The following is a 15,943-nucleotide window of genomic DNA, read 5'->3' as shown; positions in this document are numbered from 1 at the left end:
CCGAAAATATATCGAAAAACAAAAAACACCAGACTGATTTTTAAAGAGACAAGGGATTTTCGCCTTATATCCCCGCCTTGAAGGACGGGGCTTTACGGCGTGTGCTGGTAACCGTTCCTCTTGTGAGAGTAGATTCACCCCGTGGGTGAGTGGAACCATCATACTAGTGTCAAATTCTTGAGTGCTAGTCCCATCATCTTTGAAATTAGTACCAAAAATACCCTTGATGACCATACGATCTTGAGCCAGATTCATACCCTTAATAGCTGACATTGCGTAACCCTTAAGGATATCAACGGAAGTGTTCGTTTGATCATACAAGTTGTCAACCAACGCTGATATGATTCTAGGAGTACCTTTCACATACCGACGGAATTGGAATTGCTCAGGTGGATTGTTTTCTGTCACCCCGTACCTTTGAGTCACTCCCCGTGATTCCATTTCCCCGAACTGGTTGACGCATACGACGCCATCCCCGACGAGCCCTGATTGGATAGTCACAGCGTCTGCACACTTCGCTTTGTTGTAGGGAGCTAATGAGATTCTATGAGGTTTGTCCATTGGGTTTGGTAGAGGACTTCTATATCTTTTGACATGGTGTTATTCCTTTTTATTTGCGTTGAGAATCGATATGAGGGTTGGTATTTAATTCTGAGTTCGGCTTCTTGAGCACACAAAGCATCAAATTCGGCTTTTTCTTTCTCATCCCCCTCCGATACTTTCTTGGAAAGAAAAGCTATTCTGCTTTTAATCTTCTCCATACTTCCTATAGCCTTTTTTTTGTTTACCAGCATACGCCTTATCCCCGTCCTGAAGGACAGGGCTTTACGGCATATGCTGGTAAAAGAGCCGTATCATATTCAACATTCGGCTGCAGTAGAGTATTCAAAATACAAGCAATCCTAAATTCCTAATATAGGAAGAGGATTGCTATCTGTGGTTTGCAATACAGTCTTCTCCCTATCCTGAAAGAGAGAGAAGAGCTGGTAGGATTAGCAATCGTTTCTACCGATAGTTAACGATGCAATACTATAGCACTAACTGTTTAATATTGCTACTTTTTTTATTAAAAAATATAGAAAAATTAGGGCTATAAAAATTATAAAAATTGTGGCTATGAAGCGTTTACAGCCCCCGAGCCGATGATTTGGGGGGCATAAGGGATCTGTTTTAGCTTAATCAGAAATTAACTTTCATAGGAAAATAGCCCTCTATCTAATATAGTATCAGAGCTGCAGTATTTGATAGGATAAAGGCTATAAAAGATATAATGTTTCCTTAAATCGACATAGAGTCATGCAGATTTAATAAAATACAAGAGCTGATTGTATAACTTACATAGAAGAATAAATTATACCTAAGAAGATACAAAAAAGGATCATCGCGCATGACGCATCTTGAAGCACTCAGAAGAAAAACAAAATGCAGGCTTGAAGAGCTTTTTAAGCTATAATTATAGTACTGTATATAATGACTTGCCAAAAATTTTTGTTTGATAAATTTTCTCATTTTTGTGCTCTATCTTTGCAATATAAGAGTTTTTTTATCCTAGTATTGGAAAATTTTATTTTGAAATATATTCGATAATGCCTTTATGTTTTTCGAACGCAAAATACCTTTGAGATAAGGCTCTTAGCTTAAATCTTGATTCTTGGGATTTTAGCTAAGGCTTAGCATTAGTGGCTTGACTTGAGGACTTAGACTTGGGATTAGCTGTCCTGAATGAGGTTAAAGCTTATCTTTTGGCTTTTGGCTTTTGGCTTTTGGCTTTTGGCTTTTGGCTTTTGGCTTTTGGCTTAGCTTGAGTTTGGATTCGTAACAACCGCAATTTAAAATATCAATTTTTCAATAATTATATTTTTTTCCTCATATTTTTTATTTTTTAAACATCTCTAAAAAGATATCTTCTCCCTTAATTCACGTCTTCTCTTGTTAATTTTCTTGACAGAATTTTTTGCATATTTCAATTTCGACTGTATTATCTATTCCATAAAGAATTATCTCATATTTCATCATTGAGTATTGCCATAGGATGACGATGACGCATGGTTTCAGTTTCTAAATACAAGTGGTTTAGCGACCTTGACCTCATAAAAATCCTTTCTTTACTAAATCAAGGCGGAGATAAGTCTTGTGTCGTCGGTGGAGCGATTAGGAATAGCCTCATGGATTTTGAGGTTAAAGATATTGATATCGCTACTACAATTCTTCCTAATGTCGTTATGAAAATCCTTTCTAAGACGAACTATAAGGTCATTCCAATAGGAATTTCCTATGGAACCGTAAAAGTAATAGCTCGTGACAAAAATTTTGACATAACAACGTTAAGGAGCGATTTTATAACTTATGGACGTCGTGCCCAGGTTGTTTTTACAAATAATTGGCATGTCGATGCCCTCAGAAGAGACTTTACAATTAATGCTTTATATGCAGATCAACAAGGTCAAGTTATGGATTATGTGGATGGTTTGACCGATATCAAGAATCGTACGATAAAATTTATCGGCGACGCTGATAAACGCATTGCAGAAGACTACCTCCGTATTTTGCGATTGTTTCGATTTTCTGCACATTATGGCAAGGGTAAAATTGATCCAGATGGTCTTGATGCAACTATACGCGCTAAAAAAAATCTAAAAACACTCTCCGCTGAACGCATCTGGTCGGAAATACACAGATTACTAGAAGCTGAAGATCCTGTTTATGTCATGTCATGCATGCATGATACCGGAATATTAAAGGAAATATTTCCTTTAATACAGGATTTTTCGATGGATAAATTTTCATTGATGGTTTCGGGAGAAAAAAAATTCGGCTGGACAGTAGATTCTTTGTTGCGTTTCATTGCATTGATTCCATTACAAGATAGGCAATCTGTTGTTTTTATGGCTAAAAAAATATGTCTACCACGTCAAATAAAGAATCTTTTTATTTCATGTGTACAATGCAATATTCATGAAAATTTTTCCAAAAAAGAAATTAATAAATTAATTTATTTGCATGGGAAAAAAGCAGTAGAAAAAAAAATAAAGCTTTTTCTAGCATTAAATGACAATCAAGTTGACTTGAAATGTACACAAAAAATTCTCAAAATTCTTGAAGACATCCCAAGTTGGGTGGAACCCGTTTTCCCTTTAACTGGAAATGATGTTTTAAAAACGGGAATTTCACAGGGAAAACGTGTCGGAAAGATTCTATCTTTCCTCAAAAAAAAATGGATAGACTCTGGTTTCCAATTCTCACATGAAGAACTTTTAAATCATCTCAATGAGCTTGTAAAAAACTCAAGTAAATAAGCTTTAAAACAATTCAAAAGGGCTCCTGAGAAGTATTCTTGGAAAACGATTTAACTATCCATTTTATATCCAGACAACTGCTTTTCTAGTCGTGTCGATTCTGATATCAAAGGATCCCAAAAAATCGATGGGGAAACATATGGAAGAGAGCTTTTCCAAGATTGATAGCAAAAATTTAATTGGTAACGCATATTATGGTAGAAGCGTATGGAAAGAGGAGATCGTTTGTTTTGAAGACGACTTTTTTCAATTGAACTTTCTGTAAAAATATTCGCAGTTTCATATACTGCTCCAGGTTCAGTCACGAGAGATGGAATCTGATGTTCCCACCAATGCTTCATATCCATATCAACAGGACGCAATATATTTTTACGAACAGTTAAAAAACGAGAAGCAGCTATCTTACCAATTAAATAGCCAGTAGTACGGCTGGATAAAATCCTAGATTGTAATATAACAAAACCACCCGGTGTTTTGCATAAATAATTACTTACTTTAGGTCTCTTTCGTAAAGAGTTAAATTTAATAAGAAGATTGCTGATATCACACTTTTCCAAATAGGAAGCAAGCTGAATAAAGCCAGGCGCAAAATCGGCATCATCTTCTAAAACAATAGCACCCCAATCATCTGATGCGACAATTTTCTTCCAAACATTGATATGACTCATATAACAACCCAATTCAGGAAGCGATAACGAACGTTTAAAAGCTTTCTTATAACATTGATTTTGGAGAGATAAAATTTCTTTGCAGATTGGACTACTTTCACCGCATACAGCATCAAAAAAGGAAAATCCCAGATTAATAGCTGAAGAACGGAGAGAAAATTGTTTCCGTCTTGCATTGGCGTAAGGAAGACTAATCACATATACGGGTAATGACATTAATAATTTAACTTTGCAAAATCCTGATCGATAGGGTTGCGTAACATGATCAATTTACGACATGAACTCTAAAAACATCCTATTGACATAGTTTTTCGTTTTGATACTCATATTGTGCTTTTCGGTATCATAATCTCATCACCAAAAGAAATCCAATCTAACGGCTTGTTCAAATCGCGTTTAATCCTCAAAGCGGTTTTTATTGCTGGTTTTCTATGCCCGTTTTCAATGTTGCAGACGCCAATAAAAGACAGGACAACTCAATCGCCATACTCTGCTTATGTCATTCCTTTGTGTTTTTGGATGCCTTTAAGACGGCTTCCTATCTCTATAAGGTTTATAATTCTTTTCTTTGTTTCTTCTCAATACGCCTTATCAATATGCTCATCGTCATATAGCCAATCAAAAGAATCCTCAAACTCATTTCACATGAACACAAGCGTAATAAATACTTATAGAATACCCCCCTGTTTTCGTACTTTAATATATCTCTCTCCTAGACAGAGTAAAATCAGAAACTTATACTTGTTCCTCCATTAACAGAACAATAATTTAAAATAAATTCCTATTTCCTTCCAATTGATATAAGGATTTTTTATCCGAAATTCCCTTAATAATCAAAAAATTCCTTGATGTTTTTTCTCTCCAATCTTGATCTCTTTATAGATAACCTTGGATACAGATGATGGCACTCATGTTTTTTATGTATTTTACATCTAAAATAGAAAGACGTAATTTAATATATCTAACTCAAATAGACGTCTTATCGTCCCTAACAATCCCGGGCAGTATGAAATCAGGAGTTTGGACTCCCCTCCCCACTCCAATCTAGTACTTTGCACAAATCATTAGGTACTGTATGCCTCTTTCGTAAAGAGTTAAATTGAATAAAAAGACTGATGATATCAAATTTTCCAAATAAAAAGAAAGGTGCATACGACAAGAAATTTCTCTATCCTTCATGATTGATTCCTTTTTGTATTAAGTGTGAAAATGAATCAAAATCTCCCTTATCTTCAAATGTTCTTTTAGCAGTTCAAACAAAAATCATAAGATTAAATCTCCGTTCTTTTACCAAGATATTTTTATGTCTTTCATTTACAGTTTAAGATAGTTATGGTAGCCAATACTCATGTATTAATATCGTTATTTTTAAATATAAAGGAATGATTACAGTGAATCTTTCGAAGTATTGTAGTGTTTTCTTATCTTCGATTTTTGTTCTTTTGACGTCTTGCCAAACTTCCAGAGGGAGCCACAAGACAAAAACCATTGGCATATCAAAAGTACACAAAATATCGCATCACAAAGCGCAAGAGGATCTGTTTAAAAAAATTGATAGCCTAGGTTTAAAAGCGAATGATCTTTTAGACACTATGACGCTAAAGACTGATCCCAACAGCCTGGATTTTAAGAATCTCGAAAGTGATATGATAAAAGCTTTCGATGCTACAGTACAAGAAATTTCAAAGGATATTGCTGTTCAATTTCGCGCTTATTTCCAAGATAATGCTAAAAATATCCGCCAAAACCTTTATGATAAGGCAATAAATTGGAAAGTTTATTACCTTCAAATTCATACCGTTACTCAAAGCAATCACATGAAAAGTATACTTGAGAAACTGATTGCACGAGATCCTTCGGATGATAATTTTAAACTTATCCAAGAAATAGCAAAGAATTTTGTAGAACAATTTCCTATAGAATCACTTGAACGCAAACGAATAGAAGAAAAAATATATAAGAGTTTGGGTGCACAGCAAGTAAATTCGCTTGTGAATCAAAATCCTGAATTTTTTCGAAAATGGTTTCAGAGTACGCAAATTATCAAAGAATCTGGAAAAGAAGATCCCATCAATATTCACTCGAGTATAGGAGATTTTGTTGATTCTCTGAATGCGCGAGGAGCAATCACCTCTCAGGCTGTCCAGTATGAATACGAAACCAAAACCTCTCCTTGCAAAGGATGGCAATACATTAGTACCGAAGACAAAAAGAATGTCCTGCACAAAGTGATGGAAAATGCTGCACAAAAATCTAGAAAGATTCGTATAGTTGCTTCTAAAATCCTCAAAGATACAGAAAGTTTGGTAAGCCTTGGTGGCATTGCAGATTTTAATGTTCCTGAGCTCCAACTAGAAACTCTAACACTTGCTTTCGGGAAGGCAAAAGCCAAGGTAATTTTCGATCGGGTTGAAATTCTCAAATATGTCAGTGATAAAAATGCTCAATTTAAAAACCTTTCCTACGACAAAGAAACAGAACTCTTGGCTTCTTTGAAGCCTAAAAGTGAGCCTGGCGATGCTAACGCACTTGAATGGTGGAGATATAATAAAATACAACAGGCTTTTGAGAAATCTTATGATGATGTGAAAAAGAATCCCCTAAAATATGCTCTAGAAAACGGTTTTTTAGTCATCAATCCCCTGCCGCTGGACAATCCTATTCTATTAAGTGAGGAGATTGCTCGACGCTCTCAGGCTCAAAGTGCTTTGTGGAAACATAAGCGTGTCAATATGCCACTTTTATCTCCGGAAGAGGCAAAAAATATTCAAGAGATTCTCAGGAAACGTACTCCTAATGAAATTATAGATATTCTGAAGAATATCAATTCACATTTCGACGAGAGAAGTGATGTTCCTAATAACTTATATAGGATCTTGGATAATAAAACTTTGGCTTATGCGGGATCACTTGTACAGAAAGGCGATTATGCCATGGCATCAAAGATCATCGATGGTCAACAGATCCGTGATCGCCTTCATTCCGAGATCTCCCCTAATCAGCAAATAGGAAAAGATCTTTATATTGAGTTTAACGCTCATTTTAACAAAATTATGGAAAATTTAAAACTACAGACTCCTGAAAAGCAACAAGATCATTTCCTATCTAATCTAAAAGAAGCGATTCTTTCCTATATAGCATCAGAATCTAAACTCGAATCTACCGATTTCGTGAAAAATTTGAGCGATTCGACCCTTATTGATAAGGCTTTTCAAGCTGTCATCGGCGGAAGTTTAATAAAGAAATAAGATCTCGCTTCTTTTTTCTTTACGAGATAGATCCATTCCCAGTCCGATCATGAAATGTATTTTTATTCAGGGAGATGCTGTAACAGTAAACTCTTAAAAACCTTTCATGACAAAGGAAGATCAAAAATCCTTTGACTGGAAAGAAACAGGTACGCATTTCAAAGATTTGCACATAAATATGTCCCGCTCTATAGAAAAGCCAGAGACTCAGTCCGAGCAATCTAAAAGCAGTATAAACCAATTTGAAAATAGCTATGCTCTGAGTTATAAGCATTACTGAATCTTTGTGTGTGGCGTAATGCTATTCCCCGGAGACAGGATTCTTCATTCGATTGATTTCATAACGGCGAACGAGATTAGCAAGACTCATATAGTAGATCCAAAGCAAAGATGAAAGATCATAGATCCCTCTCTATCGAGGCAAAACCCAAATCCCACAAGGGAAAATATGGGAATTAATAAAAATGAGTTCGATAATCAGCTTGCAGATGATGTAGATATTATTAAATCGCACAAAAATAACGCAAGGTTGTTTCTGCAACGTTCTACGGCTGATTTTTAGGGAAAATCATGATGATTTAAGAGATCGTTATGAGCTAGAACCATGTATAATGTATTTTTACTCTTAGAGATATGATAAAAAACAAGTTCTTAAAAAGAGATCGCGAATCAAGATTAATTGTCATATCTTTTATCCGTATTCATAACGATTTACTTGCAAAAACATGATATCGCTTCTCCGCTCTTCATATACCCTATAGCGTTTATACCGTTAGAAAAACGTTATATCTCACCAATAACAAACGATAACCCACCAGTATATTTCGTAATTTATCTGATTTGGCATTGTATCATATAGACTGACTTTTTCCTGTCCTTAATCAAACTTGGAAACACTGTCTTTGTTGTTTTACTGAAAACAAAATATACCTTATAATCAACGTCTTATATTTTTTATCCAGCCCCTAGTAAAATGGGGGATTGATTCCGCCATGTTTTTTTATATCAGCCCAAGCCTCCCTAACCTTTAAAAACAGGGGATATCGTATATTTTTTCTTGATCAATGAGTTACAATTTTTAATACATAAGAATCACATAAAAACAACCAACTTGATGAATCATAACTTAAAAAAAACCATGGCTTTAACAGAATTAGGTTTGTCGGTTTATATACGATGAAAAAAGCCCAGAATACTTCGATATCGAATTCTAGAAAGCAGAAGTCGAATATTGAATAGTGCACACCAGATTCTGGAAATCGTCCTCCGACTATCGGGATGAATGAATCGAATGCGAGGATGAATTCGAAAAATTAAATAGCAACCAATAAAAAGGAAAAGATCAGAAAACAAATAGTTGAAAGTAAACACCAAAGAATATGCAGAATTTAAAAAAGAATTCGATAAACGCAAGCCAAAGGCATGAGTATCAAAAATGAGGTTGATCCACAATAGTATATTGGGAAAAACTGCAACACTAGGCAACTGTGCAGTGGGGTTGAAATAGAAGTCAAGTTAGGAAAAGCACATGCCTCATAAAACGAATCAGAAACCAGACACAGGGAAGTAAACGCTAAAGTAAATACAATAAAACACCAAACGAATTCAAAGATCCATAAGCCAAAGCCAAGGAAAAAAACACCAAACGAGAGTAAACCTATTGGAACCAACTATCTCAATAGAGTTAATAAACAAAAACTCTCTCCCCTCTTCCTAACAATATTATCGTCATACTAAAATCATAAGAGAAGAACCATGAATATCAGAACACTACATATAGTCTCTATAGCAGCAATGACAGTGGTACTGAAAAGTTGCAATCTAGTTAAGCTGGAAAACCAAGAGAGCGAAATCTCAATCTTAAAAACTTTATTGAAGAAAGGACAAGAAGAGAAATCAAAACCAAATAATAGCCTTTTCGAAAAGAGTGAAGAGGTTCAAAAAGAGGACAAAAGAAATTTTAGATCAATTAAAGAACCGAAAGACATAGAATTGACAAAAACTTCTTCAAAATCTGAATACAATGCCTTTTCCACCGTCAAAGGCAAACCTTATACTACTGAAAATATACGAGAACCTCTGAGAGAAAAAGAAACTAATTCTTCAAAACCTATACATAACATTATCGATGACGACATCAATATCGATGCCAATGTCGATGTTGACATCAATATCCACATCAACTAGCATAGCTTTGCATAGAAAAAAATATATTTATATTCTAGGAAAGAGACGCTTGAAACACGGTTTATACGTTTTACTTTCGTGCAAAATACTCTCTATACGTCACGATATATTATTGATAAACTGCACTCACTTGTGACCCATAATAAGGTTCTTTTTTGTGTAATAGTCTTGTTTTTTCGATATGATTTGTGAAACAGTATTTCAAATCTGCATAGAATAGGTTCCATTCTGTTCTTGTTTTTACATGAGATAGGATGGCTCCCCTCAATCTTTGGATTTATCACCCTAGGTTATATAATCATCAATGTCTCAATCGCTTTTTATAACTAATCTTTTGACCATGCATGGACTCACACAAAGTGAATGTGATCGAATATTAAAAATTCTCAAACGTCAACCAACACTGACAGAGATAGGTATTATATCAGCAATGTGGAATGAACATTGCTCCTATAAATCTTCCAAGAAATGGCTCAAAATATTACCAACTACTGGGAAACATGTTATCCAAGGACCTGGAGAAAATGCTGGTATTATCAATATCGGCGATGGTGATTGTCTCGTATTCAAAATGGAAAGCCATAACCACCCGTCCTATATTGAGCCTTATCAAGGAGCAGCAACGGGTGTTGGTGGTATTTTAAGAGATATTTTTACGATGGGTGCACGACCAGTCACGCTGATGAACTCTTTGCGTTTTGGTGCAACAAATCATCCCAATACCAAACGTTTACTTTCAGGAGTCGTAGAAGGTGTTGCCGGTTACGGGAATTCTTTCGGCGTGCCTACAATAGGAGGAGAAGTAGAATTTCTTCCCTGTTATAATGGCAATATTCTCGTCAATGTTTTTGCTGCTGGCCTTGCTAAAACACATGAGATTTTCTTTTCAAAAGCAGAAGGTGTCGGGCTTCCTATTGTGTATGTAGGAGCTAAAACAGGTCGCGATGGTGTTGGTGGCGCTTCAATGGCTTCAGCAGAATTTGATGAGAACATTTCAGAAAAACGCCCAACTGTTCAAGTAGGAGACCCATTTACGGGAAAATGTTTATTGGAAGCCTGTCTGGAATTGATGAAAACAGGAGCTGTTATTGCGATTCAAGATATGGGAGCAGCAGGATTAACTTGTTCAGCAGTGGAAATGGGAGCAAAGAGTGATCTGGGCATTCAACTTGATCTTGACCAAGTTCCTATACGCGAAGAAGGAATGTCCTCCTATGAAATGATGCTTTCGGAAACCCAAGAGCGCATGCTTATGGTTCTGCAACCGGAAAAGAAAAGCGAAGCAAAGGATATTTTTAATAAATGGGGACTTGATTTCTCAATTATCGGTGTCACAACCAATGATATGCTCTTTCGAGTTAGTCATCATAATCAAGAAGTTGCAAATCTTCCCATCAAATTATTGAGCAATGATGCTCCAGAATACGATAGGCCATGGAAAAAACCCCTTCAAGCCATCCCTTCTGCTCCTCACAGTTTTCATAAACGTGAAGACTATGATAGAATTCTTCTAAAACTCATATCTTCACCCAATCTATCCTCTCGACGATGGGTTTATGAACAATATGACACAATCATACAAAGCAACTCTCTGCAATTACCAGGTGGAGATGCGGGGGTTATACGGGTTGAAGGACATGATACAAAAGCGTTAGCTTTTTCTTCCGATGTCACACCGCGCTATGTCGAAGCAGATCCTTTTGAAGGAAGCAAACAGGCCGTTGCCGAATGTTGGCGCAATATAACAGCCACTGGAGCAGAACCGCTTGCTATAACCGATAACCTTAATTTTGGAAATCCCGAAAAAGAAGAAGTCATGGGGCAATTTGTTTATGCCATAAAAGGTATCCGTGAAGCCTGTCAAATTTTGGATTTTCCCATTGTTTCAGGAAATGTATCCTTTTATAATGAAACAAACGGCAGACCTATATTTCCGACACCAACAATTTCTGGAGTTGGAATTCTTCCCGATTGGTCACTCATGGCAAGGATAAATAGCGCTCATGAAGGTGATCTTGTCTTTGCAATTGGTGCTGATGGCGCGCATCTTGATTGTTCAATATATAGTCTTGAATATGCATGTTCTGGCAAAGGACCTCCTCCAAAAGTTGATTGTCACCTTGAAAAGCGCCACGGAGATTTTGTGCGCTCCATAATCCGCGATAATCGTGTTACTGCTTGTCATGATGTTTCTACTGGAGGACTTCTTATCGCTTTAGCAGAAATGGCTATACATTCCAGAAAGGGGATGGAAATCATTCTTCCTGAACACCCCGAAGATCTTGTCCCATTCCTTTTCGGCGAAGATCAGGGACGCTATGTTGTATGTGTCCCTCTAGAAATGAAGAATGCAATCCTCTCTCAGGCTTCATGGGAAGGCATTCCTATCCGTCACCTAGGACACATATCAGGAGATACTCTGTCTATTCAAAACATATTGAATATTCCTATCACGACGCTGCAAGAGAAATATGAATCATGGTTTCCTGATTTTATGAATAAAAAAATATCATAAGAAACTACTTTTAGGAGCTGTTTATGTCGATGGACTTACACGAAATAGAAAAGATGATTCAACAAGGAATTCCTGGATCAAGCGTTGTCGTCTGTGATCTAGCTGGGGATGGCAATCACTATGCTGTAGAAGTTGTTTCCGAGGATTTTCGTGGTAAAACACGGATACAACAACATAAAATGGTTTATGCTACTTTAAAAGGAAAGATGGGTAATATTCTTCACGCCCTTTCCATACAAACGTCACTACCTAGTTCTCAAGATAAGTAGTATTGCCAGTATTTTTTCTTTATTTTTTCGCAATAAGATTTTAATATGATTTCTACTTAGTCGAATCTGGAGTATATTTTAAAATGGGTGATATTCGTAATTTTATTCAAGATGAAATCCGTAATAATGATGTTGTCTTGTTCATGAAGGGAACTCCAGAGTATCCGCAATGCGGATTTTCCAGAGAAGTCGTGAAAATTCTTGACAGCATTTCTGTTCTTTATAAGGCAATAAATATCCTTTTAGACGATGATCTCCGCCAAGATATAAAAGAATATTCAGAGTGGCCAACTATTCCTCAGCTCTATGTAAAAGGCGAATTTATTGGTGGATGCGATATTGTGCGCGAAATGTTCCAATCAGGCGAACTCCAAGAGCTTTTAAAGCAAAAAAACCTGGATTAAGAAAATACAAAAAACATCCATCACGTTCTATCAATAGTATTGATAAGATATCTCAAAATAAACTTCTTACCTCTGCAAATGCTTATTCGAACTTTGGGATTTATATCATGAAAAATAGAATTTTCCATAAATTCACAGAACGTATAAGCAATATTGCTAGCTTTGAACTCTCCTATATGGCGAAATTTCTTTGTAACATGATTTGAATTTGAAGCGACATTATCTGATGTTTGCGTCTATAGAAAATAGCCATAAACACCTTCTCTATTGCACAATTTTCTTCGCAATACAATTTTAGTTTTAAGAAACGTTCAATAGCCCGAAGATAAAAATCTAGATGATTTAGAATCAACAAATGCAATCCACGCACTAATAATAAACAAGAATCATCATAGAACCGCAAATAAAAAATAGATTATCGAGAACCAAAAGATACAATCCACGCACAACAATAAACAAGAAGAATCACAGAACCGCAAATAAAAAACAGATTATTGAGAACCAAAAGATACAATGCATGCACTGCATCCCCATACTTTCTCTATCCAAGGAATAAGATCAAAAATGGCATGATGATAAGGATAAGCAACGGGTAATCTTCTATGTTTATGTTATTTTTCTATCCAAATTAACCACGTTGTTTTTTGCGGACATAACAAAGTGCCTCAATAACATTAGATGACATAGGACTTCAGTGGCTCAAAACCATTAAATGCAACAGTTGAATATGTAGTTGTATACGCACCGGTATTTTCTATCAAAACCTCATCGCCAGCCATTAAGGATACTGGCATATGATAAGGTTCTTCTTGATAAAGGACATCCATGGAATCACAAGTCGGACCAGCAAGTATACAAGGGACCATTATGTCTGAATCACGCCTAGTGCTCATCCTATAACGGATAGCCTCACCTGTCGTTTCCGCTAAACCGCCAAATTTTCCTATGTCTAAAAAAACCCAACGGACTTTATCACTTTCTGATTTTTTGGAAACAAGAACTACTTCAGATTTTATAACTCCAGCATTTGCAAGCATCGATCTCCCAGGCTCAATAATTTTCTGGAGTGAGAAAGAAGAATCGAAATATTTATCTAGAGAAGATTTAATAATTCCTGCACACTCTTCGAGAGTGGGAACTTTTTTCAGATATTGCGTGGGAAATCCGCCTCCCATATTAATCATCTTCAGGGAAATGTTTTTCTCTAATAGTTTAGAAAAAACATATTTGACGTCAGAAATAGCTTTATTCCAACTATTTAACTCGGTCATTTGTGAACCAACATGAAAAGATACGCCATATGCTTCAAGTCCACTATGATGAGCTTGTAATAGTACCCGGATAGCCATTTCCAAAACACAACCAAATTTATAGGAAAGTGGCCACTCAGCTCCTTGAGCATCACAAAGGATACGACAAAAAACACGGGAACCAGGGGCAGCACGAGATACTTTTGCTACCTCTTCAAAACTATCTACAGCAAATAAACGAATACCTTGCGCATAAGCAGCTGCGATATCAGATTCTTTCTTAATCGTATTACCATAAGAAATGCGTTCAGATGTTACACCAACGGCTAATACCATCTCAATTTCTTTTATAGAAGCACAATCAAAAGAAGATCCCATCTCTTTCAGAAGTTTGAGAATAGCAAAATCAGGATTAGCCTTTACAGCATAATAAACATCGATTCCCGACATGAATTGACGAAAATTATTGAAATTTTTACGCACCACCTCAAGGTCAATAACGAGAAAGGGGCTTTTTTGAACACTTTTTTCAAGAAAATTACGAATACGTGAGGTAATCATTATAATCCTATCCAGAAGGCAACAACCAAAAACAACGAGAAAGAGAAAAACTATACAATGCTACCACTTCGAAAAAAAACCAAAGAATTTCTTGTTTTTTTTAGACATATACTCACCCCTCCTGATTCAAAAATATTTTTAAAAACCATTAAGTATTGGAATTTTCAATAATATATTAGAAGATTATTCTCTCACCATAGAAAATATTTTACTATTTTTCTTTCTGATTAAAAAATTTAAATGGACAGTAAAAAACTCTCTACTTGCCCTTTGTAAATCCAATAGCTGATTTTCTCCTCGCTCATTTTTCCTAGTTCAATAAACAATATCAGAATTGGAGATGTCATTTAAGCCTTATAAAAAAGCTCCTATAACTTGAAAAACAAGGAGAAAGATGTCAAAAACATTACAACACTAAAGCCTGCTTCAAGGTATATCTTCTTTATCTTATAAGACAATCTAGCAGCCATCGGCGCTATCATAAAACTCATAGGAAGAAGACAAAGCAAAGCTCCCCAATTTACAAAACCCAAAGACATAGGAGGAAGATTTTCCTGTCCCCAGCCGACATAAATATGAGTCAGCAATCCAGGAAAGGCAATTAAGGCTCCCACACCTGTTGATATTGCCGCGGCTTGATTAATTGGACGTCCATATAGCAACATTAGAACATTACTAAAAATTCCCCCTCCTAATCCCATAATTCCAGACAACATACCTATGAATATTCCCCAAAAATATCTCAGAAGAGATGTGGGGAAATCGCCCTTAAAACGCAAGCGATTTCTTAAGGGTATCAAGCATCCCATCATAAAGCAAAAAACAGCGAATACGGTTCGAGTAAGATCGATTTTGACTTGGAAAATAAGCATAGAAGCGATGGCTGTAGTCAAAGGCAACACAATCATCCAATCTTTGAGAATACTGACATCAACAGCGCCATGTTTCCAATGTTCTCTCAATGCAAGAATGGATGTTGGAGCAACCACACCCAAGGATGTTCCTGTTGCGATCTGCATGCATATTGTTTCATCTGTTCCCATTATATGAAATGCTTTGCATAATATCGGTATCATCACTAAACCGCCACCCATTCCAAAAAGACCAGAAAGAAATGAGGAAATAATACTGGCAACAATGAGAAGGAAAAAGTAATACACGACTAAAATCTCCTAGATTCAGGGTAGAATCGAAACTCTTTGTCTTTATTGATTGAAGACAAAATTAAAAAATCTCTTTTTACAAAGAGATCCTTTGCCCAGAGTATTATGTCTATTTTTATCAATACTTTATAGAAAAAGGATTTTTCTACTATAAAGGAAAAATTTTAGTTTATAAACCCTAAAATTTAGGAAAATATTTTGATAATGATCGTTCTTACAGACAAATAAATGCTCAGTTATTCCTGTGTTAGGTTGGGCTTTCTGATCCGCATGTATAATATAGAGGAAAAATAAAACTCTAAAAACAATGACTTAATCAATCCCTAACCCTGAATCGGAGGTTGTGGATTTCCCTGCATCTTTTAGCTTCGTATCCCGCACC

At 36.0% G+C, this 15,943-nt stretch carries 11 protein-coding genes; 6 read left to right on the top strand and 5 right to left on the bottom strand.

Annotated features, from left to right (window positions below; translation table 11 throughout):
* On the bottom strand, positions 1–426 hold a 426-nt coding region (locus H0G72_RS04605), incomplete at its 3' end, for a hypothetical protein (protein ID WP_182017608.1).
* A 107-nt stretch (positions 427–533) separates the two neighbouring features.
* Positions 534–794, bottom strand: a complete 261-nt coding sequence (locus H0G72_RS04600) for a hypothetical protein (RefSeq protein WP_182017607.1) — start codon at positions 792–794, stop codon at positions 534–536.
* A 1,251-nt stretch (positions 795–2,045) separates the two neighbouring features.
* Between H0G72_RS04600 and H0G72_RS04595 the strand changes: the two genes are divergently transcribed.
* Positions 2,046–3,296 carry a CCA tRNA nucleotidyltransferase gene (locus tag H0G72_RS04595; RefSeq protein WP_182017606.1) on the top strand — a complete coding sequence of 417 codons (1,251 nt, stop codon included), beginning with the start codon at positions 2,046–2,048 and terminating at the stop codon, positions 3,294–3,296.
* 50 nt (positions 3,297–3,346) lie between these two features.
* Here the strand turns inward: H0G72_RS04595 and H0G72_RS04590 are convergent, their stop codons facing one another.
* Positions 3,347–4,180: a glycosyltransferase family 25 protein gene (locus tag H0G72_RS04590; protein WP_182017605.1), complete on the bottom strand. Its 834-nt coding sequence runs from the start codon at positions 4,178–4,180 to the stop codon at positions 3,347–3,349.
* Positions 4,181–5,355: 1,175 nt separating this feature from the next.
* Between H0G72_RS04590 and H0G72_RS04585 the strand changes: the two genes are divergently transcribed.
* The 5 genes from H0G72_RS04585 to grxD all read left to right on the top strand — a co-directional run bounded on the left by H0G72_RS04585 (position 5,356) and on the right by grxD (position 12,587).
* A complete protein-coding gene (locus H0G72_RS04585) occupies positions 5,356–7,212 on the top strand; it encodes a hypothetical protein (protein ID WP_182017604.1) in 1,857 nt (618 codons plus the stop codon).
* 1,755 nt (positions 7,213–8,967) lie between these two features.
* Positions 8,968–9,399 carry a hypothetical protein gene (locus H0G72_RS04580; protein ID WP_182017603.1) on the top strand — a complete coding sequence of 144 codons (432 nt, stop codon included), beginning with the start codon at positions 8,968–8,970 and terminating at the stop codon, positions 9,397–9,399.
* 304 nt (positions 9,400–9,703) lie between these two features.
* Complete coding sequence (gene purL, locus H0G72_RS04575) at positions 9,704–11,914, top strand: phosphoribosylformylglycinamidine synthase subunit PurL (RefSeq protein ID WP_182017602.1); 2,211 nt, start codon at positions 9,704–9,706, stop codon at positions 11,912–11,914.
* Between the two features lie 23 nt (positions 11,915–11,937).
* Positions 11,938–12,183 carry a BolA/IbaG family iron-sulfur metabolism protein gene (locus H0G72_RS04570; RefSeq protein ID WP_182017601.1) on the top strand — a complete coding sequence of 82 codons (246 nt, stop codon included), beginning with the start codon at positions 11,938–11,940 and terminating at the stop codon, positions 12,181–12,183.
* Between the two features lie 83 nt (positions 12,184–12,266).
* Positions 12,267–12,587, top strand: coding sequence for a Grx4 family monothiol glutaredoxin (gene grxD / locus H0G72_RS04565; RefSeq protein WP_182017600.1), 321 nt, complete (start codon positions 12,267–12,269; stop codon positions 12,585–12,587).
* A 674-nt stretch (positions 12,588–13,261) separates the two neighbouring features.
* Here grxD and H0G72_RS04560 read toward each other — a convergent pair.
* Positions 13,262–14,398 carry a type III PLP-dependent enzyme gene (locus H0G72_RS04560; protein WP_182017599.1) on the bottom strand — a complete coding sequence of 379 codons (1,137 nt, stop codon included), beginning with the start codon at positions 14,396–14,398 and terminating at the stop codon, positions 13,262–13,264.
* Positions 14,399–14,766: 368 nt separating this feature from the next.
* On the bottom strand, positions 14,767–15,558 hold the full coding sequence (locus tag H0G72_RS04555) for a sulfite exporter TauE/SafE family protein (protein WP_182017598.1): 792 nt from the start codon (positions 15,556–15,558) through the stop codon (positions 14,767–14,769).
* Positions 15,559–15,943: the final 385 nt, after the last annotated feature.

The organism is Candidatus Liberibacter sp. (assembly GCF_014048425.1).
Classification (GTDB): Bacteria; Pseudomonadota; Alphaproteobacteria; order Rhizobiales; family Rhizobiaceae; genus Liberibacter.
This window is presented reverse-complemented; position numbering and strand designations above follow the sequence as displayed.

Coding starts and splice junctions, on each gene's coding strand:
- H0G72_RS04600 (WP_182017607.1), bottom strand. CDS start 794: ATGCTGGTAAACAAAAAAAAGGCTATAGGAAGTATGGAGAAGATTAAA.
- H0G72_RS04595 (WP_182017606.1), top strand. CDS start 2,046: ATGGTTTCAGTTTCTAAATACAAGTGGTTTAGCGACCTTGACCTCATA.
- H0G72_RS04590 (WP_182017605.1), bottom strand. CDS start 4,180: ATGTCATTACCCGTATATGTGATTAGTCTTCCTTACGCCAATGCAAGA.
- H0G72_RS04580 (WP_182017603.1), top strand. CDS start 8,968: ATGAATATCAGAACACTACATATAGTCTCTATAGCAGCAATGACAGTG.
- purL (WP_182017602.1), top strand. CDS start 9,704: ATGTCTCAATCGCTTTTTATAACTAATCTTTTGACCATGCATGGACTC.
- H0G72_RS04570 (WP_182017601.1), top strand. CDS start 11,938: ATGTCGATGGACTTACACGAAATAGAAAAGATGATTCAACAAGGAATT.
- grxD (WP_182017600.1), top strand. CDS start 12,267: ATGGGTGATATTCGTAATTTTATTCAAGATGAAATCCGTAATAATGAT.
- H0G72_RS04560 (WP_182017599.1), bottom strand. CDS start 14,398: ATGATTACCTCACGTATTCGTAATTTTCTTGAAAAAAGTGTTCAAAAA.